This window comes from Phytohabitans kaempferiae, assembly GCF_042433955.1.
GTDB classification, from domain to species: domain Bacteria; phylum Actinomycetota; class Actinomycetes; order Mycobacteriales; family Micromonosporaceae; genus Phytohabitans; species Phytohabitans kaempferiae.
Window position 1 is genome coordinate 1 of record NZ_JBHLUH010000111.1, and the last position, 796, is coordinate 796.

Annotated in this window: 1 protein-coding gene; it reads left to right on the forward strand. The window is 74.0% G+C overall.

Features of this window, described 5'->3' with window-relative positions:
- Positions 1-796: glycoside hydrolase family 3 protein (locus ACFFIA_RS42435; protein ID WP_377262985.1), on the forward strand; the 796-nt coding region annotated here is incomplete at both ends.

The following is a 796-nucleotide window of genomic DNA, read 5'->3' on the forward strand; positions in this document are numbered from 1 at the left end:
CGCCCGGATCGGCGCCGACATGCGCCGCCTCGGCCTGCACCAGGGCCTCGCGCCGGTGCTCGACGTGACCCGCGACGTCCGTTGGGGCCGCACGGAGGAGACGATCGGCGAAGACCCGTACCTGGTCGCGACCGTCGCCACCGGCTACGTGCGCGGCCTGGAGTCGGCCGGCGTAGTGGCCACACTCAAGCACTTCGCCGGATACTCCGCATCTCGCGCCGGCCGCAACTTCGGACCCGTGCACATGGGACCACGCGAGCTGGCCGACGTGCTCCTGCTCCCGTTCGAGATGGCGGTGCGCGACGGCGGCGCACGCTCGGTCATGCACGCCTACACCGAGACCGACGGCCTCCCCGCCGCCGCCGACCCGGGCCTGCTGACCGGCCTGCTGCGCGACAAGTGGGGCTTCACCGGCACCGTCGTCGCCGACTACTTCGGCGTGTCCTTCCTGGAGCTACACCACGGCCTGGCCGAGAGTCCGGTCGAGGCCGCGGCCATCGCGCTCGCCGCCGGAGTCGACGTCGAGCTTCCGGCGGTACGCTGCTTCGGCCCCCAGTTCGTCGAAGCGGTACGCGCCGGCACGGTGCCGGAGGCGCTGGTCGACCGCGCCGCCGCCCGCGTGCTCCGGCAGAAGATCGAGCTGGGCCTGCTCGACGCCGACTGGAGCCCGGTCCCGGCGTCGCTCGACGGCACCGGTGACGCCCCGATCGACGGCCTCGTCGACCTCGACCCGCCAGCCGCCCGCGCGCTCGCCCGCGAGGTCGCCGAGGAGTCGGTGGTGCTGCTCGCCAACGAC